Raw genomic sequence first — 21,230 nt, 5'->3', positions numbered from 1 at the left:
AAGTTTAAGATACAAATATCTTTTCTACAGCAGTTTTATCTTTAGCTAGTTGAGCGGTAAGCTGCTCCAGGTTTCCGAATTTTATATCGTGTCTAATGAAGTGAAGAAAATCTAATTGAATATGTTGGTGGTAAATATCATCGGCAAAATCAAAAATATTAACTTCAATATTTTGGCTCATTCCGTTAATGGTTGGTCTGTGCCCAATATAAGCCATGCCTCTAAATTTCTGAACTTCGGTAACATCAAGTTTAGCATCGGTAGAAATATAGAAAGGGTTTCCTATAATTTGATTTTTGTTACGGTTCTTTTTAATGAAAACTTCAACAGCATAAATCCCGTCAGACGGAATAAGTTTATAGTTTTCTTCAATAAATAAATTGGCGGTAGGGTAGCCAAGGGTACGTCCAATTTGGTCGCCTTTGATAACTTTTCCGGTTAAAGAAAAAGGGTGCCCCATAAAATCATGAGCTGTTTTTACATCTCCAGCTAAAATGGCTTCTCTTATTTTGGTTGATGAAACGGTAACATCGTTAATATCTTGCTCGGGTATTTCTTCAACTTTATAATTAAAAGTAGTTGAGAAATGTTGAAGCTCTTTTAAGCTTCCGCTACGGTCTTTACCAAACCTATGGTCGTAACCAATAATGATGGTTTTGGTTCCAATTTTATCAACAAGAATGTCTTTAATATAGTTCTCTGGACTTAGGTTAGAGAAATCTCTGGTAAAGGGCGTTATAATTAGATGGTTTACGCCTAAGCTACTTAGTAAAGCAGCTTTTTCTATCATATTATTGATAAGTTTTAGCTGATGATCTTCTGGATGAAGAATCATTCTTGGATGCGGAAAAAAAGTAAGGATAACCGTTTCTCCGTTTGTTTTGACAGCTTCTTCAACAAGTGTTCCAATTATTTTTTGATGCCCTAGATGTACACCATCAAAAGTACCTATGGTAACTACAGCGTTATCTAGCTTCTTAAACTCATTTATATGATTATAAATCTTCATGATACTGAATTATTTAAAATCAGGGTTTTGTTTAATCTCTCTGATATGATTTACCAATTCCATAATCTCAAAAGCATCATCAACATTAAAATTACCACTTTTGGTTCTTCTAAGTTTACTTAAATAAGCGCCGTTATTTAATTTCTTGCCAAAATCATGAGCCAAAGAACGTATATAGGTACCTTTGCTACAAACTACTCTAAAATCTATTTCAGGGAGCTCTATTCTGGTAATTTCAAATTCAGAAATGGTAACTTTTCTTGATTTTAGTTCAACATCTTCACCTCTTCTTGCTTTCATGTAAAGCCTTTCGCCATCTACTTTAATGGCCGAATGTGCTGGTGGAAATTGGTCTAATTCGCCAATAAAATGTTGGGTATTGTCTTTTATAGCATCTTCTGTAAGTGCAGAAATATCAAAATTCTGGTCAACCTCTGTTTCTAAATCATAAGAAGGTGTAGTAGCACCTATAGTAATGGTACCCGTATATTCTTTCTCCTCGGCCTGAAAAGTATCAATTTGTTTGGTGAGTTTTCCTGTGCAAATGATTAATAAACCGGTAGCCAGAGGGTCTAACGTACCAGCATGACCAACTTTTAATTTTAAAGGTTTAAAAGAGTTACGCAGTTTACCTACCACATCAAAAGATGTCCATTTGTAAGGCTTGTTAATCAATAAAACTTCGCCAGTAGTAAAATCAAAATTGGGGAATTTTTTTTCTTGAACTTCTTCCATTATACCACTTGTAGGTTGGCACCGCTCAAAATAAAAGCAATAAGTATAGCACCAACTATAATTCTGTATATCCCAAATATTTTAAAGCCATGCTTGCTTAAATAGCCAATGAAGCTTTTTATCGCAATTAATGCTACCACAAAACCAACGATGTTGCCAATTAAAAGTAAGTTTACTTCTTCACTGGTAATTGTATTGCCGTCTTTATAAAAGTCGAATAGTTTTTTTGCTGTAGCTGCAAACATAGTAGGCACAGCTAAAAAGAAAGAAAATTCTGCTGCTGCTTTTCTGCTAAGTTTCTGTGTCATCCCGCCGATGATACTAGCAGCAGATCTTGAAACGCCAGGGATCATCGCAATACATTGAAACATCCCTATTTTAAAAGCTGTTGGATAGTTTATGTCATCAGAGTTATCTATATTGCCATCTTTAAACCATTTATCAACAAATAGGAGGATAATCCCTCCAACCAATAAAGAAATGGCTACCGTAAGCGGACTTTCTAATAATTCATCAATTTTATCGCTAAAAAGTACACCGAATATAATGGCCGGAATAAAAGCAACAAATAGTTTAAAATAAAAATCTAAAGACCTAAAGAATCTTTTAAAATAAAGTGCAAAAACCGATAAAATAGTGCCTAGTTGTATGGCAACCGTAAATAGTTTAACAAAATTATCAGATTGTATACCCATTAAAGAAGAGGCAATAATCATGTGGCCAGTAGAAGAAACTGGTAAAAACTCTGTTAAACCTTCTATAATGGCTAAAATAATAGCTTCAAAAAGATTCATTAATGAGATTTAGGAGTTGATTTTTTTAAGATAGCGTAAAAGCCTAAAGCAAAACCAGCTAAAACCACAATAGGGGCTAAAACAGTTTTCCTGAAATCATAAATATCTGTATCGCCTGTCATTAAAGCAAAACCAATAATTACGATAGCGATACTAATCACCAAAAACTGATAGTTGCTTTTACCAAAAACAAATTGAACTTTATTGTCTGGGGTTGATGTTGGTTTTTGAGACATGGTTTATCTGTATAAATCGTAAATTTTTAATTTCAAGTATTTTGTAACCGCAAAGTAAGTGCTTAAGCATGAGATAAATATGCCTACACCAATTACAGCTATAAATACAATTGCAAACTCATAGTAGTTTCTTAAAATTACCAATTCTGGAATTTGCTGTTGTGCAAAATATAAAGTTAGCACCAATAAAATAATAGCAATTAAACCAGCAATTAAGCCATGTAAAAAGCCATATACTAAGAAAGGCTTTCTAATAAAACTTCTTGTAGCACCTACTAATTGCATACTTTTTATTAAGAAACGTTGCGAGTAAATGGCCAATCTTATGGTATTATTAATTAAAGCAATAGCAATGATTAAAAGCACAGCACCAAATCCAAAAATTACTAAAGATATAGTCCTGATGTTTTGATTAATCATATCCACTAAAGATTTTTGATACCGCACCTCATTAATCATGGGGTTCTTTTGAAGCTGTTTACTTAAAATTTCAATGCTTTGGTTGTTAGCATATTCTGCTTTTAAATAAACATCAATAGAAGAAAGTAAAGGATTATAGCCCAAAAACTTAATAAAATCTTCACCTAAATCTTGAGTTAAGTTTCTTGCAGCTAGCTCTTTACTAATGTATTGTGTAGATTTTACATAACCGTTAGCCTCTACCTGTTTTTGCAAAGCCAAAATATCAACCTCTTTTGTACCCTCATTAATCACCAGGTTAAGTACAATGTTTTCTTTAACATAGTTTGATAAATTTTTACCATGTACCAGAATTAAACCTAGTAAACCAACCATCAATAACACTAAAGAAATGCTTATAACGGTTGAGATATAAATGGTTTTGGTTTTTTTTGATGCTCTGCTATCTTCAAATTCTTCCATAAAAACTGACGATTATTTCTGCGAAAATAAGAAACCTTAGTCTAAAATAAGCATGATTGCTTGTAAACTATAGAATTTAACATTTTTTGGCTTTTAAAATATTTAAATAACGTTTTTATGTCTTGATATTTTATAAGCTCAGCATCTTAAAATAAATAAAACCCTAAAGCCTATACATTAATTTTTTATTTTCGCACAAATAAAGAATTGCGAAATGGATTATCAATTTAAAAGTATAGAAACTAAGTGGCAAAATTTCTGGGCTCAAAACCAAACTTATAAAGTAGAAACCGATACCACTAAACCCAAATATTATGTGTTAGATATGTTTCCTTATCCTTCTGGTGCTGGTTTACATGTTGGGCATCCGCTGGGTTATATAGCTTCTGATATTTTTGCTCGTTATAAAAGGTTAAAAGGCTTTAACGTTTTGCACCCTATGGGTTATGATTCTTTTGGTTTACCAGCAGAACAATATGCCATACAAACGGGGCAACATCCGGCAATTACCACAGAGGCTAACATTAAAAGATATCGTGAGCAATTAGATAATCTAGGCTTTTCTTTTGATTGGAGTAAAGAAGTGCGTACCAGCTCGCCAGACTATTATAAATGGACACAGTGGATTTTTATGCAATTGTTTAATGCATGGTATAATAAATCTTCTGACAAAGCAGAGCATATTTCTACTTTAATCCATCATTTAGAAACACAAGGAACAGCAAATCTAAATGCTGTTTCTGATGATGATACGCAAAAACTTTTACCAACAGACTGGGCTGCTTTTTCTGAAGAAGAGAAACAAGCAGAGCTATTAAAATACCGTTTAACTTTTTTAAAAGAAAGTACTGTTAATTGGTGCCCCGCTTTAGGTACCGTATTAGCTAATGACGAAGTTAAAGATGGTTTTTCAGAACGTGGCGGGCATCCTGTAGAGCAAAAGAAAATGATGCAATGGAGTATGCGTATTACCGCTTACGCTGAAAGATTGCTTCAAGGCTTAAATGTTATAGATTGGCCAGAACCGCTAAAAGAAATGCAGCGCAACTGGATAGGGAAGAGTGTAGGAGCGATGGTGAAATTTAGCCTCATCCCCAACCCTTCTCCAAAGGAGAAGGGAGCGCAGGAGAACCTATCATTCGGATATGAAACGGCTAATTCTTTTGCTTGGAATTTATTGAAAGAGAATTCTAAAATTAATCGCAAGAATCAAACAGATGCGGAATTTGTTCTTTGGCAGAGTTTACGTAATAGTCAAATAGGTTTTAAAATAAGAAGGCAGCATGTAATTGAAGGATATATTGCTGATTTTGCATGTCTGTCACAAAAACTTGTTATCGAAGTTGACGGAGGTTATCACCAGGATATTGATGCAGCAGAATATGATAAAATAAGAACTCATTTCTTAAATCAAGCAGGTTTTGAAGTTATCCGCTTTACCAACGAAGAAGCAATCAATCAAACAGAAAAAGTAGTTTCTGTTATAAAAGAAAAGCTAGAGCATTTATCCCAGCAAAAAGAATTTACAACAAATCAAACGATACAATCCGAGCGTTTATCCGCAGGACTGGCAGCTCCCTCTCCTTCGGAGAGGGCGGGGGGTGAGGCCCATGTTGAAGTTTTCACAACCCGTGTAGATACCATTTTCGGGGTTTCATTTTTAGTATTAGCACCAGAGCATGAATTGGTAGCGCAAATTACTACAGCTGCACAAAAAGCAGAAATTGAAGCTTACATTGCTCAAACCAAAAAGAAATCAGAATTAGATCGTATGGCCGATACTAAAACGGTTTCAGGAGCTTTTACAGGAGCTTATGCTATCAACCCGGTTGATGGTGCCAGAGTGCCAATTTGGATAGCTGATTACGTGTTAGCAGGTTATGGTACAGGTGCGGTTATGGCTGTTCCTTCCGGAGACCAGCGTGATTATTTATTTGCACAGCAGTACAATTTGCCAATCATCCAAATCTTAGATGCACAGCAAATGGAAAACGAGGCCGATCCAACTAAAGAAGGACGGTATGTTAATTCAGGATTTATCAACGGCTTAAACTATAAAGAGGCAACAGCCAAAGTAATTGCATTTTTAGAGCAAGAAGGTATGGGTTACGCAAAAATAAATTACCGTATGCGTGATGCTATTTTTGGTCGCCAACGTTATTGGGGAGAACCTGTTCCCGTGTATTTTAAAAATGGCTTGCCATACTTAATAGACGAAAGCGAGTTACCATTAATGCTGCCAGAAGTTGATAAATACTTACCTACAGAATCTGGCGAACCACCGCTAGGAAGAGCAAAAGACTGGAAATATAAAGACGAGTACGAGTATGAATTAAGTACCATGCCAGGTTGGGCAGGTAGTAGTTGGTATTGGTACCGTTATATGGATGCAAAAAATGAAAACGCTTTCGCTGATAAAGATAAAATAGCTTATTGGAAAGATGTTGATTTATACATAGGTGGTTCTGAGCATGCTACAGGACACTTATTATATAGCCGTTTTTGGAATAAATTCTTAAAAGATTTAGGCTATGTAACAGAAGAAGAACCTTTCAAAAAATTGATTAATCAAGGGATGATTCAGGGAAGGTCTAATTTTGTTTATAGGATTCAATTAAAAAATTATAAGCTAAAGATTAAAAATTTAGAAGATAATGATGTAGACTTTTATAATGAGTCGAAGTTACCTTTTCCTATAATTCTTCTATCTAAAGGTCTTTACGAAAAAGGTTTAAAAGGTAGTTTATCTTCTTTTGAGAATGATAGTATTAAAAGTTTAATGTTATCACAAATAAAAAATAGGTTAGATTCAGATGATTTTGAAATTACTTTTGATATAGATTATACAAAAACTTCTGCTTTACATGTCGATGTCAATATCGTAAACAACGATATCCTAGATACAGAAAAATTTAGAGCATCCAGACCTGAATATAAAGATGCTGTCTTTATTTTCGAGGATGGAACCAACTCCCTCTCCTTTGGAGAGGGCAGGGGTGAGGCTAAATACATCTGCGGAGCTGAAGTAGAAAAAATGTCTAAATCCAAATTCAACGTGGTTAACCCCGATGATTTAACCGAACGTTACGGAGCAGACACTCTACGTATGTACGAAATGTTCTTAGGTCCTCTAGAGCAAAGTAAACCATGGAATACCAATGGTATAGAAGGTGTGTTTAAGTTTTTAAGAAAGTTTTGGAAACTGTTTCATGATGAAGCCTTCAATTTTGTAGTTGCTGATGAAGCACCAACAAAAGCCGAGTTAAAAGCTTTACATAAAATCATCAAAAAGGTAGAAGAAGATATAGAGCGTTTTTCTTTCAATACATCGGTTTCTAGTTTCATGATTGCGGTTAACGAGTTAACAGATTTAAAATGTAACAAAAGAGCTATCCTTCAAGATTTAGTTTTGCTGTTGCACCCTTATGCACCACATGTTACAGAAGAGCTTTGGGCTTTATTAGGAAATGCCGCAGGAACAATTTCTTATGCAAACTTCCCTAAATTTAACCCAGAGTATTTGGTGGAAAATGATTTTAACTATCCTATTTCTGTTAACGGTAAAACCAGAACTAATTTAAGCTTCCCTTTAAGTATGGAAGCGGCAGATATAGAAAAGGAAGTTTTAGCAAACGAAGCTGTTCAGAAATATTTAGAAGGTAAATCCCCCAAAAAGGTGATTGTAGTAAAAGGAAGAATTGTTAATATTGTAGTTTAGAATTTGAAAAATTAAAACCGTAAATGCTATCTTTACGTAACAATCTATACTAAACAAATTAACAACCCATAAACTATGAAAATTTAATTTTTATTTTACTTGTACTGTTATGTTCTAATTTCTCTAATGCGGCTTCTTTTGATGATAAAAAACCTGATATAGTAATAGAGAACGATGAAATTAAAGCAAAAGACAAAGTTTTAGGAAAAATTAAAGCCGATGAAAAGGAGATAGTTGCTGCAAAATCTAAAATCAAGAATTATGTAGTCTCTATTTACAATAAAAAAGGGGCTTTAATTGCTACTTATGATGTAAAGTCGGTACTAAAGCATTCAAAAAAAGAACGTAATATTTTAGAAGCGTCTTTAAAAACCTATAAAGATAACGTTACCCACACTGGTTCTAACTTTTTAGATTTCAATAGTAATGTAGTAGATAAGGTAGATCAAACAGCACCACAATTCTCAAGAGTTATTGAATATTTAATTCAAAACAAATACATGTAAAACTCTTTTTAAAGAGAGGTTTAGTAAAGTAAGTGTTACAGGAGAAAATAATTCTTCATTCCTGTAACATTTACTTTTTTTTTGCTTCTAATTTTGCAAACACAACAAAACAAGGGATGAAATATTTATACTTATTAATAGTTGTTTTTATATCAACTAAAACATTTGCTCAAATGCCTATGGGAGCAGGCGGCGGTTCAAGTGCTATTATCGGAAAAATATCGGGTACGGTAATAGATTCTGCAACAAACAAACCGGTAGATTATGCAACCATTGCATTGTCAAGAAGTCAGCAAACAAAATCTACAAACGGCTCTTTGGCCGATGAAAAAGGTTCTTTCAAAATCGAGAAAATTATACCCGGTAGATACCGAATAACCATTTCTTTTATTGGATATCATACAAAAGTTATAGACCCAGTAGTAACTACCAATAGTAAGCCAGATATTAATTTAGGCACTATTAAATTGTCTCCTAATACTAAAGTTCTTAAAGAAATTGTGGTAGAAGGGCAAACCTCTATCGTAGAAAATAAAATTGATAAGCTGGTTTATAATGCAGAGAAAGACGTAGCTATTGCTGGCGGTAATGCTACAGATGTTTTACGTAAAGTGCCTCTTTTATCTGTTGATTATGATGGTAACGTATCTTTAAGAGGAAGCTCAAACATCAGGGTTTTAATTAATGGTAAACCATCGGGTACTATGGCAGGTAATATTGCTGATGCTTTAAAAGCGATTCCTGCAGATCAAATTAAAAACGTAGAAGTCATTACATCACCATCGGCTAAATACGATGCTGAGGGTACTTCTGGTATCATCAATATCATCACCAAAAAAAATAACTTGGAAGGGATGAGCGGTTCTGTTAATGCAGGTGTAGGTATCCGTCAAAACAGTGGAAACTTAAATTTAAATCTTAAAAAGAGTAGGTTAACGGTTACTGCAAATGGTGGTGGTTACTATTCTTGGCCACAAACTTCTATTCTAGATTTTAATAGAGTAAACAACAACGGAGATTTTAATTTACAAAATGGTAGAAGTACAACAGAGCGTTTAGCTACCAATGGTTCTATTGGTGCCGATTATGATTTTAATAAATACAACTCTGTTAGCTCTACCCTTAAACTAAACTGGTTTGAGTTTGGTGTAGATGGTTTTAACAACAATAGAAATTCTTTTGGAGGAGTACAACAAGCCTTTACCAGGGTAACTAACAACAAAAATAGGGTAACGGGTTACGATTGGAATAATGATTATACCCACAAATTCAAAAAAGAAGGACAAGAAATTTCATTAGCATGGCAGCTAACCCAGAGTAATTTGGTTAATGATTATGATTCTTATTTTTCTACCCTAGCTCGTCAAGAAATTGGTACTAGTGATGCTATCAACAAAGAATCTACCTTTCAGTTAGATTATACCCATCCTTTCAAAAAGTAGTTTGGGAAACAGGTGTAAAAGCTATCATAAGAGATATCACCAATGATTCTGGTGTAGATAGTGCAGATTTATTAGGAGGTAATAGAATCCCCGTAGATGGTAGAAATTTTATTTATGATTATAATCAGGATGTATTTTCTGCCTATACAACCTTCGGCTTTACTTTGGCTAAAAAGTATGGAGTGAAAATAGGAGGTAGGTATGAGTTTACAGATATTAATGGTTTTGCAACCGGAACTGCTGCTTTTACGCCTTTCACCAATGATTATGGCAATTTTGTGCCAAGCTTTGTGGTTTCAAGAACTTTCAAAAATTTTCAAACGGTGAAGTTTAGCTATAATAAACGTTTACAAAGGCCAAGTGTATTTTTCTTGAATCCATTCTTAAACTCGGCCGATTTTTATAATCAATCTCAAGGTAATCCGCTTCTTGGGCCAGAATTGGCAGATAATTTCGAGATTAATTATTCCACTTTTGTTAAAACAACTATTATCAATGCTTCTATTTATTATAGAGCAACTACAGATATTATTGAGAGTATTATTACCAATATACCTGTTGATGGAAAAAATATTTCTTATACCACTTATGATAACGTTGGTAAAAATAATTCTGTAGGATTTAACTTCTTTGGTTCTATCAACCCAACAAAAAACTTACCTTAAGAGGTAATTTTAATATTTATACTTATGATATTAACTTATCTGCAGCCAGCGCAAATATATCAGCTATAGAAGATAAAGTTTACCTGATATATAATGGTTTCTTAAGCGCAACTTATACCATGCCTAAAGGTTTAGTTTTCGAGACTTTTTTAATTGCCAACTCACCAAGAAGAACTTTCCAAGGTAGAAATCCATCTTTCAATATGTGGAGTTTAGGTCTTAAAAAAGAGCTATTTAATAAAAAAGGAAGTATTGGATTAAATATGATAGATCCATTCAACAATCGTAAAAACTTCGAGTCTGAGATTAGAAATCCAGCCTTTGTACAATCTAATAATTTCTCCATTCCTTTCCGTTCTGTTGGCGTTAACTTCAGTTGGAGATTTGGAAGTTTAAAAGTTAATCAAAACCCTAAAAAAGGTGTTAAAAATGACGACTTAAAACAAGGTGAAAGTGGCGGCCAAGCAGGTGGCGGTATGGGCAACTAAAACCATTAATAAAACAATTTAAAACAGGGATAAATCGGATTGGTTTATCCCTGTTTTGATTTTACTATCTTTGCAGAAATTTGATATTCATGAAGAGAATTATTTCTTTATTACCTGCCGCAACCGAAATTATTTGTGCCTTAGGCTTAGAAGAAAACCTTGTTGGCCGCTCTCACGAGTGTGATTTCCCTGTAAGTATCCAGCATTTGCCCATTTGCTCTGATGCAAAATTCACTTCAACAGGTAGTAGTAAAGAAATAGACCAGCAGGTTAAAGAAATTTTATCAGATTCTTTATCTATTTATAAGATTGATAAAGCATTAATTCAAGAGTTAAAGCCAGATATCATCATCACCCAAGCACAGTGCGATGTTTGTGCCGTTTCTTTAAAAGATGTTGAAGAGGCTTTAGCCGATTTTATTGGTCATCAAACCCAAATTATTTCTTTAGAGCCTAAAGTTTTAAATGATGTTTTTGATGATATCAGAAAAATAGCTACAGCAACAGACACGATGCTTGCAGCCGAAGCTTTGATAGAAGATTTAGAAGAGCGAAAAGACATCATAAAACATAAACTAAAATTTTTTAACGAGAAACCTAAAGTAGCTTGTATAGAATGGCTAGAGCCTGTTATGGTTTCAGGAAATTGGATTCCTGAGTTGGTAGAAATTGCTGGAGGCACATCATTATTAGCGCAAAATAGCGAGCATTCTCCTTTTGTAAGTTGGGATGAAATTGCAGAAGCAAATCCTGATATCATGATCATCATGCCATGCGGATTTTCTATTTCCAGAACCATGCAAGAGCTAAATGTTTTATTAAGTCAGCCGCAATGGAGCCAATTACAAGCAGTTAAAAACAATAAAATCTACATTGCTGATGGTAACCACTATTTTAACAGAAGTGGTCCTAGGTTAGTAGATTCTATTGAGATTTTAGCTGAAATTATCACACCAAAATATTTCAATTTTGGTTATGAGGGTAATGCTTGGCTTAAGTTTGATGTAGCTTAAAAGTAATAAACTTTTCTGCCTGCTCATCGCAAAACTTAATAGTATCGGCATTAAAGAAATCAGCATCTTCATTTAATTCTTTATGAACCGCTGTAATATGAATTTTTAATGGCAGAACCTGCATATTCATATAATTACAAACGCCAGTAAAATGGTCTATACCGCGTATGTTTCCATATTTACCTGATGCTATACCTACTAATGCAGCTTTTTGCCATAAAAAGATTGAGGGAAATCACACGCATCCATAAAAACTTTTAAAACACCAGGGAAACTTCCATTATATTCTGGAATAACAAATAGAAATTTATCAGCAGCAGACACTAATTGTTGTATGTTCTGGAAATCAGCACTTCTTTTACCATACAAATCAGAAACGATTAAATTTTCTGGTAAATCTGTTAAAGATAAAACAGAAGCTTCTGTGCCTTTGGCTTTTAAAATTTTTTGGTAATATTTTGCTACTTTAAGCGTATTACTATTCAGCCTGTTAGTTGCTGAAATTATTAAAGTCATATTGATATGTTTATAAGTCTTGTAAACGTGTGGAAATTGATATTGTTTAAATTTGTATCTTAGCCCTTTATGAAAAAGGGTTAAACAGGCTTAAAATTACAAATTTATGGCTTTTTTTTAACCTTTATAAAAAACAAACAAAGCAAAATAGCAATACACTTTAGGTAGATGAGTAAGATAATAGCAATTGCCAATCAAAAAGGAGGGGTAGGTAAAACAACTTCTTCTATTAATTTAGCAGCAAGTTTAGCCGTACTAGAATTTAAAACTTTAATTGTTGATGCCGATCCTCAGGCAAATTCTACATCAGGTATAGGCTTTGATCCTCGTACCATCAAAACAAGTATTTACGAATGTATCATTAATGATGTTGATCCTAAAGAGGCTATTAGGAAAACAGAAACCCCTAATCTTGATTTATTACCTGCCCACATAGATTTAGTAGGTGCAGAAATAGAAATGATTAATCTTCATGAACGCGAGTTCAAGATGAAGGCTGTTTTAGAAAAAATTAGAGATCAATATGATTTTATCATTATTGATTGTTCTCCATCTTTAGGTTTGATAACCATTAATGCACTTACTGCCGCAGATTCTGTAATCATCCCTGTACAATGCGAATATTTTGCATTAGAAGGTTTAGGTAAACTATTAAACACCATCAAAATTGTACAAACACGTTTAAATCCAGAATTACAAATAGAAGGTATTTTATTAACCATGTATGATGTACGTTTACGTCTTTCTAACCAAGTGGTAGAAGAAGTGCGTTCTCATTTTGAAGATTTAGTTTTCCAAACCATTATAGCTAGAAACACAAGATTAAGCGAGGCGCCAAGTTTTGGTATTTCTGTGATTATGCATGATGCTAACTCTAAAGGCGCTATAAACTATTTAAATCTTGCCCGCGAGATTATCAAAAAGAATGGTTTATCAAAAGAAAGTCCGGTTGATCAAAAAGAAGTAGTATAAAGCATGACTAAAGAAAGAAAATTTGGTTTAGGTAAAGGTTTAGGTGCTTTACTTAATGATACTCCGGATACATCCTATCAGCGCCAGCAGCCCATCGTTTCAGAAAGTGCAAATTCAGGTTCTTTAGGTTCTATCAGTAAAATTAAAATCAACCAAATACAGGTTAACCCGTTTCAACCTCGTTTTGAGTTTGATGAAGAAGCTTTAAAAGAACTTTCAGAATCTATTAAACTGCAAGGCTTAATTCAGCCTATTACTGTTCGCAAAGTCGGAGATGCTTATCAGTTAATTTCTGGTGAAAGAAGATTAAGAGCTACTAAAATGGCAGGTATTGATGAAATACCGGCTTATATACGTACCGCTAACGACCAGCAGATGCTGGAAATGGCTTTAATAGAAAACATCCAAAGAGAAAATTTAAACGCTATAGAAGTAGCTTTAAGTTTCCAGAGAATGATAGATGAATGCTCTTTAAAGCAAGAAGAATTGGGCGATCGGGTTTCTAAAAACCGCTCAACCATTACCAATTATCTGCGTTTGTTAAAATTACCTCCGGTAATACAGGCTGCTATCAGAGATAATCATTTATCTATGGGCCATGCAAGAGCGCTTATTAGTGTAGAAGATTCTTCCAGTCAGTTATTTATTTTTCAAGAGATTATTGATAAAGATTTATCAGTAAGAAAGGTAGAAGAGCTGGTAAGAAATATCAAGCAAAATGGTGCTAAAAAACCAGAATCAGCAAAAAAAGTAGATGGTGTTTCTTTTCAGTATCAAAAAATACAGGACGATTTATCTTCAAAATTTGCAACTAAAATTAAGATGAAAGTTCAGCCAAACGGAAAAGGAAGTATAGAAATTCCTTTTTTATCTGATGATGACCTGAGTAGGATTTTAGAACTTTTGGACTGGTAGCATGCTTAAGCCTTTGTTTTTTGCGATTTTACTATGTAGCGGTGTTTTGTGTTTGGCACAGAATAAAGATACTGTATCGGTAGAAAAGCCAAAAATATTTGTTAAACAACGTTTAAATAGAGATGTTTTTTCTTTGTTTAAAGATAGTACAGAACTGCAATCGCCACGTAAAGCTGTTTTACGTTCTGCTATTATCCCCGGGTGGGGACAAGCAAGAAACGGTAAATGGTGGAAAGTACCCTTAGTTTATGGTGGTTTTGTAGGTATAGGCTTAGTTTATGATTTTAATCAGCGTCTTTATAAAGAGTTCTTAGGCGAAAGCCAGGCCAGAAGCGAAGGTCGTAAAGAACTTGAGCAATACTTCAATGCTTCGGACGTACAAATTTACAGCGCAAAAGACTTTTACAGAAGAAATAGAGATTTAAGTATATTGGCTTTTGTCGGCTTTTATGGTATCAATATGATTGATGCCTATATAGATGCCCGCTTAGCAACTTTTGATGTTGATGACGATTTAGCCATCAAAATATCACCTTCAATTTATACACCAGTTTATTCTTTCGGCATAAACCAAGCTCCGGTTCCTATGCTTAAATTAACCATAAAATTATGAAGATAGCATTATTAGGCTACGGTAAAATGGGTAAAATGATTGAGAGCATTGCCTTAGACCGTAATCACGAAATTGTTTTAAAAATAGATGAAAGCAATATACATGAACTTACGGTAGAGAATCTGCAAAAGGCAGATGTTGCCATAGAGTTTAGCACACCAGCTACCGTTTTAGCCAATATCCAAATATGTATTGATGCACAAGTGCCATTGGTTGTAGGTACAACAGGTTGGTACGGCCAGTTACAACAAGTTAAAGATGCTTGCTTAGCAGCAAATTCTACTGTTATGTATGGCTCTAACTTTAGTGTAGGGGTTAATATATTTTTCCAAATCAGTAAAATTGCTGCCAAGATGATGAATAACTTTTCTGACCAATATGATGTTGGTATGGAAGAAATTCATCATATTCATAAATTAGATTCGCCAAGCGGTACAGCTATTACCATTGCTGAAGACATTTTAGAAGAGTTTAAAACTAAAAAAGAGTGGGTTGATGTCAATGCTTCAGAAAATAATGTAACACAACATCGCCCAGAGCATCTAATCATAGAATCTTACAGAGAAGGCGAAGTACCGGGCACACATGCAGTTATTTATGATTCTGATGTAGACCGTATAGAATTAAAGCATGTAGCGCATGGCAGACAAGGCTTTGCTTTAGGGGCTGTTTTAGCTGGTGAATGGTTACAAGGTAAAAAAGGTTTTTACTCTGTAAAAGAGATGTACAATTTTAATGTATAAATAATACACACATGAATTTTAAATTCTGGGAAAAGAACAAAAACAAAAAAACACCAGCAAAAAAGAAAAGTGCAGGTAGAGAATGGCTTGATGCGATAGTTTTCGCTGTTATAGCCGCTACTTTAATTCGTGGTTTGTTTATAGAGGCTTATACCATACCAACAGGTTCTATGGAGCGCTCTTTATTGGTGGGCGATTTCTTATTTGTAAGTAAGGTTAACTATGGTGCTCGTACACCTATAACGCCTATCGCCTTTCCTTTTGCTCATCATACGATGCCCGTAACGGGTACTAAAGCTTATTGGGACGGCTGGCAATTACCTTATTACCGTTTACCTGGTTTTCAGGATATAAAGCGTAATGATGTAGTGGTATTTAATTATCCTATGGATGCTGATGAACCTTTAAATCGTCCAATTGATAAGCGAGAGAACTACATTAAAAGATGTTTAGCCATTGGTGGCGATACTTTAAGCATTGATAATGGTGTTGTTTTTGTAAATGGAAAACAGGTTGATATTCCAGAAAGAAGCCAAACAACCTATTACGTTAAAACTGATGGTAGCGAATTTAATCCTAAAGCTTTAGAGGATATAGATACTGATGTAGAGCGTGTTAGTGCCGATGAATATGTTTTTATCATGCCATCTACAGAAATCAGTAAAGTAAAAGCTTTTTCTAATGTGAAGGTTTTTACACCTATGATAGCTCAAAAAGGGGAGTTTAAACAAGAAATTTTTCCGCATGATCCTAATTTGAAATGGAACGAGGATAATTACGGACCTATCATTGTTCCTAAACAAGGCTGGACAGTTACTTTAGATAGCTTAACTTTCCCCATGTACAAAAGAGCTATTCAATTGTACGAGGGTAACCAATTAGAAGTAAAGGGTAATGATTTTTATATCAATGGAAAAAAATCTAACACTTATACTTTTAAAATGAATTATTATTGGATGATGGGAGATAATCGCCATAATTCATTAGATTCTAGATATTGGGGTTTTGTACCAGAAGATCATATTGTTGGTAAAGCCTTATTCGTATGGATGAGTTGGAATGAAAATGGAACTTTCTTTGATAAGATAAGATGGAATAGACTATTTATGGGGATTCATTAATTCTCATTTAAAATATAATAAAAGCGAACTTTTAATTAAAGGTTCGCTTTTTTTATTGGTACACGTGTGATTTTTATGTTTATCACACGTGTTTTTGTGTTATATTTGTACTGATAATTTAAATGGATATGAATACCAAACTAACTTTAACCATTGAAGAAGAGATTATTGCCAAAGCAAAGAAATATGCTAAAAGTAAAAATCGCAGCTTGTCTGATATCATAGAAAATTATCTTAAAAGCCTTACGAAAGAAACTGAAAGTCAAAAAAATGAGCATTTAACTCCTGTAGTGAAATCTTTAAAAGGAAGCTTTAAAATAGCTAATGAAATGGACTATAAAAAGGAGCTTAGAGATAGATTACAAGCAAAATATTTGTAAAATGGATCATGTATTAATAGATACAGATGTAATTTTAGACTTCTTTTTTGACAGAGAACCTTTTGTTAAAAGTGCCGCAGAAGTTTTTACCTTATGTGAAAAAAAGCAGATAAAAGGTTTTACAACTCCAGTTATCATTTGTAACGTTTATTACCTCTTAAGAAAAATAGCAAAGCATCAAGTTATAGTTGAAAAGTTAAAACAACTGCTTACTATAATAGATGTTCTTCAGATGGATAAAAACACTATTATAGATTCTTTAAATTCTGACTTTAAAGATTTTGAGGATGCGTTACAGAACTTTTCGGCTATTCATCACCAGTACGTTTCTTTTATTATAACCAGAAACGTTAAAGGTTATCAAAAAAGTGAATTAGCTGTTTTTACTCCCGATATGTATTTAAGCTATTTTAAAAATCGGTAAGATTTATAAAATAGGCAACCCAAATTTAGCTGCAACTTCATTCATATCTTTAACAACAGCTTCTATTAAAGGTATACCATTAATTTTCCTGTCCTTTTCTGCTGCTAGTTCTGGCTCGCCAGGTATAATAACTTTTTGATTTTCGTTAATAGGCTTAGCTTCTTTAAAGCGCTTTATCCAATTATCCATGTGTGCTTTAAAATCTGCTTTAGGTCTAAAACCATCAACCCGCATAGCGCCTAAGAAATGGCCAAGCCCTTGCCCTGGTTGATTAGGAAGTGGGTCCATAAAGGCTACAAAAGGCGGCGCCCAAGGCCCATAACTAGCACCAGACAATACTGCCGATAAAATATCAACTGTAGCACTTAAGCCAAATCCTTTATGGCTGCCATGTTCTCTATCAGAGCCTAGCGGAAGTAAAGAACCACCAGCTTTTAACCCATGAGGGTCTATGGTAGTATTTCCTTCTTTATCTTGTATCCAACCGTTAGGTACTTCTGTATTTTTTCTTTGTGCTATTTCTAGTTTGCCATTGGCCGCGGTAGAAGTTGCCATATCAACCACCATTGGCGGGTAGTTTTCTGCCGGAAAAGCGTAACAAATAGGGTTGGTCCCTAGCATTCTTTCGGTAGAAAAGGTTGGTGCCACCAAAGGACTAGCATTGGTTACAGCAAAGCCAATCATGTCTTGCTCTACAGCCATTAAAGTATGGTAAGCAGCAATACCAAAATGGTTCGAGTTTCTTACTGCTACCCAGCCAGAACCACATTCCTCGGCTTTTCTAATGGCTACTTGCATAGCCCAAGGTGCAACAATAAGCCCTAATCCTGCATCGCCATCAACGGTAGCGGTGCTGTTAGTTTCGTGTACTACTTTAATATGTGGTTTGGTATTAATTCTTTTTTTCTCCCATAGCCTTACATATCCTGTTAAACGGGCAACGCCATGAGAGTCTATACCTCTTAAATCTGCTTTTATTAAAACATCGGCAGCCAGCTGGGCATGCTCATCAGAGCAACCCATTGCTTTAAAAATATTTTCTGTAAAACTTCTTAACTGCTGTTCAGGGAAAATATGGTATTCCATTAAATAAGTATGGTAAATTTAAAATCTAAAGGTATAAAATGTTGGATTAGATTTTGGATAAAATCATCTCCTTGGGCTACATAAAATAAGCCGAAGTTCTCTTTCCGTTCTTGTAAACCTCCACCGGGGAAAAGGGCATATTTTATTTTATCCAGATTACTCATCGCATCAGCAAAATTCTTTTTTTCGGCTTTTAAGAGCTTCTTCTCGAGATTCAGAATCGCTTTTTCTAATCTTACTTTTACAGCTTCTGTGCTTGGCGATAAAGTAGGATCTATTTTATGAGCTCTTAATTTTAACCTTTCAAAAATACATTCTAGCTCTCTCCACTCGTTTTTTAAATCTAAAATATGGTTAGAGTGTGCTTTTATCCAACGAGATTTTAGGGTATCTATATCTTCGAAAATATCTTTAAAGTCTAGCTTAAGTCTGTTTAATTTATCTTTTAGCTTAGTATTGGCAATCATGGCCGAGTTTCTAAGTATCAAAATAGGGAAATCTACCTTATAGAAATCAAAATTTAATTTTAGTTGTAACCAATAAATCACTTCGGCCCCGCCACCTATATAAGCAATATTGGGCAATATCACTTCTTGATAAAGTGGGCGCATCACCACATTTGGGCTAAATCTTTCAGGATTATTTTCTATTTCCTGCTTTAATTCATCCTCAGAGAACTTAATAGCTGTATTTAATACTTGATATTGTTGGCCTTCATAAATAATGCGCTCACGTAAATCATCCGTTAGATAAAAAAAATTAATCTCTCTGGCATTTACTTGCGGTGTTATCCCAATATCCGTTAATGCTTTATCAGTATCAGAGATATTTTTGAAGCTATGCTGCTTCGTAATATCTTGTTTGATAATAGGAACAAACTGTTTTTTTAGCTGTGGATGATCTGCATCTATAATCACCAAGCCGTGTTCTCCGAAAATCTCATTCACTAAATATCTGGTAGCATCGGCAAGTTTAGCAAACTTGGTATAAGCTTCATCAACCATTTTACTCAGTTGTAAAGCATTATCAGAAAGGCCTAAAATTCCTTTATATTCATTTAAAGCTTGGATGATGGATTTTGTATCTACCTTGCCAGTTGCGCCAGCTGTTTCTTTTTTCCACGCTATTTTTTTACCTCCAATATAAGTATGGTTAATTTCTTCAAAATCATGATCTTCTGAAGCCATCCAATAAACTGGGATAAAATTTTGGTGAGGAAACTCTTTTTTAAGGTCTTTAGCTAAATTAATAGCTGTTACTATTTTGAATATAAAATAAAGCGGACCTGTAAAAATATTGAGCTGATGCCCTGTTGTAATGGTATAGCTGTTATCCTGTAAAAGCTGGTTGATATGGGTTTGTGTTACAGCAGACTGGTTGGTGATAGCTTGGTATTGCTCTTTTAAAACCTCAACCAAAGCTTGCCTGTTGGCGATGACTTTTTTATTTGCTAGCAGAGCTTTAAAACCTGCAAGATTTGCTGGATGATGATAAAAAGGCTTTAAATCGGCATCTTGCCTGATGTATCTGATTAACGCCGGTGAAAAACATCGGGTTTCTTCATAATCAATATACTGAGCTTCCATTGAAAACGAAAATAGGAGAAATTCATCATTTCCCCTATTTCTATCAATTATTTGACAATAGTTCCATAAAGGTCAAAGTCCTCGGCTCGGTCTATTTTAACTTGAACAAAACTGCCAGTAGTAGCATAATTATCGGCAGCATGTAGTAAAACTTCGTTATCTACTTCCGGAGAATCAAATTGTGTTCTTCCCACAAAATAATCACCTTCTTTTTTATCAATTAAAACTTTGTAAGTGTTGCCAACTTTTTGCTGATTGAGGTCAAAAGAGATGCCTTGCTGCACTTCCATAATAGCCTCAACACGTTCTTCCTTTACTTCTTGCGCTACATCATCAATCAAATCATAAGCATGTGTTTTTCTTCATGTGAATAAGTAAAACAGCCTAATCTATCAAATTTGGTTTCTTCAACCCAATTTAACATTTCTTCAAAATCTTGTTTCGTCTCGCCTGGGTAACCGCAAATCAAGGTGGTTCTCATAGCAATATCAGGCACTTTATCTCTAATCTGATTAACCAAGTCGATGGTTTTTTGCTTTGTTGTTCCTCTACGCATAGATTTTAACATATTATCTGTAATATGTTGTAGCGGCATATCTAAGTAATTACAAATATTAGAGCGCTCATTCATCACATCTAAAATATCCATAGGGAAACCAGACGGATAAGCATATTGTAATCTTATCCATTCAATACCATCAACATCAGAAAGGTGGCGCATTAAATCAGCCAATTTACGCTCATTATAAAGATCTAAACCATAATAAGTAAGATCTTGAGCAATTAAAATAAGTTCTTTTGTGCCATTTTTAGCTAAATGTTTAGCTTCTTTTACCAATTCTTCAATAGGTTTTGATAAGTGTTTGCCTCGCATGAGAGGAATAGCACAAAAAGAGCATGGTCTGTTACAACCTTCGGCTATTTTAAAATAAGCAAAATGCGATGGTGTTGTTAAAAGTCTTTCTCCCAGTAGCTCATATTTGTAGTTGGCACCTACCGAGGTTAGAAGGTTTTGTAAATCGTTAGTACCAAACCAGGCGTCAACATTAGTAATTTCTGCTGATAATTCTGGAGTATAACGTTCTGATAAACATCCGGTAACAATAACTTTTCCAACTTTACCTTGTTCTTTTAACTCGCTAAACTGCAATATCGTATCAATAGATTCTTGCTTAGCATTATCTATAAATCCACAAGTATTGATAACAATTATATCATTTTCTTGTACACGGTCTGCCTCATGCACAACATCTATTTGATTGCCTTTTAATTGCCCCATAAGAACCTCAGAGTCATAAGTATTCTTAGAGCAGCCTAAGGTAACTACATTAACACGTGGTTTTATGATAGGGGATTTTGTTGATTTTACTTTCATTATTTTTGATT

At 34.3% G+C, this 21,230-nt stretch carries 19 protein-coding genes and 2 pseudogenes; 11 read left to right on the top strand and 10 right to left on the bottom strand.

Features of this window, described 5'->3' with window-relative positions:
* Positions 1–4: 4 nt before the first annotated feature.
* The 5 genes from FYC62_RS08910 to FYC62_RS08890 are packed head-to-tail and all read right to left on the bottom strand — an operon-like array spanning position 5 to position 3,656.
* On the bottom strand, positions 5–1,009 hold the full coding sequence (locus tag FYC62_RS08910; protein ID WP_149074694.1) for a bifunctional riboflavin kinase/FAD synthetase: 1,005 nt from the start codon (positions 1,007–1,009) through the stop codon (positions 5–7).
* A gap of 9 nt (positions 1,010–1,018) precedes the next feature.
* Complete coding sequence (truB, locus tag FYC62_RS08905; protein WP_149074693.1) at positions 1,019–1,744, bottom strand: tRNA pseudouridine(55) synthase TruB; 726 nt, start codon at positions 1,742–1,744, stop codon at positions 1,019–1,021.
* Positions 1,744–2,538 carry an undecaprenyl-diphosphate phosphatase gene (locus tag FYC62_RS08900; protein WP_149074692.1) on the bottom strand — a complete coding sequence of 265 codons (795 nt, stop codon included), beginning with the start codon at positions 2,536–2,538 and terminating at the stop codon, positions 1,744–1,746. Before FYC62_RS08900 ends, truB begins: the two co-directional genes overlap by 1 nt.
* A complete protein-coding gene (locus FYC62_RS08895) occupies positions 2,538–2,774 on the bottom strand; it encodes a DUF3098 domain-containing protein (RefSeq protein WP_026904456.1) in 237 nt (78 codons plus the stop codon). The genes FYC62_RS08900 and FYC62_RS08895 overlap by 1 nt, the downstream gene beginning before the upstream one ends.
* Positions 2,775–2,777: 3 nt before the next feature.
* Positions 2,778–3,656, bottom strand: coding sequence for a cell division protein FtsX (locus FYC62_RS08890; RefSeq protein WP_039447772.1), 879 nt, complete (start codon positions 3,654–3,656; stop codon positions 2,778–2,780).
* 214 nt (positions 3,657–3,870) lie between these two features.
* Between FYC62_RS08890 and FYC62_RS08885 the strand changes: the two genes are divergently transcribed.
* The 4 genes and pseudogenes from FYC62_RS08885 to FYC62_RS08875 all read left to right on the top strand — a co-directional run bounded on the left by FYC62_RS08885 (position 3,871) and on the right by FYC62_RS08875 (position 11,488).
* The gene (locus FYC62_RS08885) at positions 3,871–7,374 is read left to right on the top strand and encodes a leucine--tRNA ligase (RefSeq protein ID WP_149074691.1); all 3,504 of its coding nucleotides are present in this window, start codon (positions 3,871–3,873) and stop codon (positions 7,372–7,374) included.
* A 622-nt stretch (positions 7,375–7,996) separates the two neighbouring features.
* A complete protein-coding gene (locus tag FYC62_RS17575; protein WP_240534694.1) occupies positions 7,997–9,322 on the top strand; it encodes a TonB-dependent receptor in 1,326 nt (441 codons plus the stop codon).
* Positions 9,280–10,475, top strand: a pseudogene (locus FYC62_RS18160) (outer membrane beta-barrel family protein). The gene FYC62_RS17575 and the pseudogene FYC62_RS18160 overlap by 43 nt, the downstream one beginning before the upstream one ends.
* A gap of 89 nt (positions 10,476–10,564) precedes the next feature.
* Positions 10,565–11,488, top strand: a complete 924-nt coding sequence (locus FYC62_RS08875) for a cobalamin-binding protein (protein ID WP_240534693.1) — start codon at positions 10,565–10,567, stop codon at positions 11,486–11,488.
* Here the strand turns inward: FYC62_RS08875 and FYC62_RS17995 are convergent.
* Positions 11,469–11,618, bottom strand: a complete 150-nt coding sequence (locus FYC62_RS17995; protein WP_317131477.1) for a hypothetical protein — start codon at positions 11,616–11,618, stop codon at positions 11,469–11,471. The two genes, FYC62_RS08875 and FYC62_RS17995, sit on opposite strands and share 20 nt — an antisense overlap.
* A 68-nt stretch (positions 11,619–11,686) precedes the next feature.
* Entirely contained in the window at positions 11,687–12,004 is a 318-nt protein-coding gene (locus FYC62_RS17990; RefSeq protein ID WP_317131476.1) for an NADPH-dependent FMN reductase, read from the bottom strand.
* Between the two features lie 168 nt (positions 12,005–12,172).
* Here FYC62_RS17990 and FYC62_RS08865 point away from each other — a divergent pair, with 168 nt between their 5' ends.
* The 7 genes from FYC62_RS08865 to FYC62_RS08835 all read left to right on the top strand — a co-directional run bounded on the left by FYC62_RS08865 (position 12,173) and on the right by FYC62_RS08835 (position 17,172).
* Positions 12,173–12,976: a ParA family protein gene (locus FYC62_RS08865; protein WP_026902669.1), complete on the top strand. Its 804-nt coding sequence runs from the start codon at positions 12,173–12,175 to the stop codon at positions 12,974–12,976.
* Between the two features lie 3 nt (positions 12,977–12,979).
* Positions 12,980–13,891 carry a ParB/RepB/Spo0J family partition protein gene (locus FYC62_RS08860; RefSeq protein WP_039447757.1) on the top strand — a complete coding sequence of 304 codons (912 nt, stop codon included), beginning with the start codon at positions 12,980–12,982 and terminating at the stop codon, positions 13,889–13,891.
* Position 13,892: 1 nt separating this feature from the next.
* Positions 13,893–14,504, top strand: a complete 612-nt coding sequence (locus tag FYC62_RS08855; RefSeq protein WP_149074690.1) for a DUF5683 domain-containing protein — start codon at positions 13,893–13,895, stop codon at positions 14,502–14,504.
* A complete protein-coding gene (gene dapB / locus FYC62_RS08850) occupies positions 14,501–15,247 on the top strand; it encodes a 4-hydroxy-tetrahydrodipicolinate reductase (protein ID WP_039447751.1) in 747 nt (248 codons plus the stop codon). Before FYC62_RS08855 ends, dapB begins: the two co-directional genes overlap by 4 nt.
* 11 nt (positions 15,248–15,258) lie before the next feature.
* Positions 15,259–16,368 carry a signal peptidase I gene (lepB, locus tag FYC62_RS08845; protein ID WP_149074689.1) on the top strand — a complete coding sequence of 370 codons (1,110 nt, stop codon included), beginning with the start codon at positions 15,259–15,261 and terminating at the stop codon, positions 16,366–16,368.
* A gap of 128 nt (positions 16,369–16,496) precedes the next feature.
* Positions 16,497–16,748, top strand: a complete 252-nt coding sequence (locus tag FYC62_RS08840; RefSeq protein ID WP_149074688.1) for a DUF6364 family protein — start codon at positions 16,497–16,499, stop codon at positions 16,746–16,748.
* A gap of 1 nt (position 16,749) precedes the next feature.
* Positions 16,750–17,172, top strand: coding sequence for a PIN domain-containing protein (locus FYC62_RS08835; RefSeq protein WP_149074687.1), 423 nt, complete (start codon positions 16,750–16,752; stop codon positions 17,170–17,172).
* Positions 17,173–17,175: 3 nt separating this feature from the next.
* Here FYC62_RS08835 and FYC62_RS08830 read toward each other — a convergent pair whose 3' ends face one another.
* The 3 genes and pseudogenes from FYC62_RS08830 to rimO form a co-directional block, all read right to left on the bottom strand.
* Positions 17,176–18,258, bottom strand: coding sequence for an Ldh family oxidoreductase (locus FYC62_RS08830; RefSeq protein ID WP_149074686.1), 1,083 nt, complete (start codon positions 18,256–18,258; stop codon positions 17,176–17,178).
* Positions 18,258–19,844: a bacillithiol biosynthesis cysteine-adding enzyme BshC gene (gene bshC / locus FYC62_RS08825; RefSeq protein ID WP_149074685.1), complete on the bottom strand. Its 1,587-nt coding sequence runs from the start codon at positions 19,842–19,844 to the stop codon at positions 18,258–18,260. Before bshC ends, FYC62_RS08830 begins: the two co-directional genes overlap by 1 nt.
* Positions 19,845–19,891: 47 nt before the next feature.
* A pseudogene (rimO, locus tag FYC62_RS08820) lies at positions 19,892–21,219 on the bottom strand (30S ribosomal protein S12 methylthiotransferase RimO).
* Between the last annotated feature and the right edge of the window lie 11 nt (positions 21,220–21,230).

The organism is Pedobacter aquae, assembly GCF_008195825.1.
Taxonomy (GTDB): domain Bacteria; phylum Bacteroidota; class Bacteroidia; order Sphingobacteriales; family Sphingobacteriaceae; genus Pseudopedobacter; species Pseudopedobacter aquae.
Note: the sequence above shows the minus strand (reverse complement) of the source record. Positions and strands in the feature narration are given on the sequence as shown.